The sequence below is a fragment of the Mameliella sp. CS4 genome, from assembly GCF_019392335.1.
Lineage (GTDB): Bacteria > Pseudomonadota > Alphaproteobacteria > Rhodobacterales > Rhodobacteraceae > Antarctobacter.
Genome location: NZ_JAHXRQ010000245.1, coordinates 1 through 247 on the forward strand (window position 1 = coordinate 1; position 247 = coordinate 247).

The 247-nt window shown below is 65.2% G+C and carries 1 protein-coding gene; it reads left to right on the forward strand.

Annotated elements, in window-relative coordinates; genetic code table 11:
* Positions 1-88: 88 nt before the first annotated feature.
* On the forward strand, positions 89-247 hold a 159-nt coding region (locus KZZ07_RS27255), incomplete at its 3' end, for a cation transporter (RefSeq protein ID WP_219520152.1).

Genomic DNA, 247 nt, shown 5'->3' on the forward strand with positions numbered 1-247 from the left:
GATGACGCCAGGACCAATGCCCAGGCACTGACCAGGGCCACCGAGAACGCCGGCTATCCTTCCACGGTCAAGAAGTGAGGCGCGCAGCATGAGCGAGGCTGTCGCACTGCGCATCGAAGGGATGACCTGCACCTCGTGCGCCGATCATGTGAAGCAGGCGCTGGAAAAGGTGCCCGGCGTGCAGACGGCTTCCGTTTCCTACCCGAAGGGATGGGCCGAGGTGCAGGCCGACGCTGCCCTGAACCCG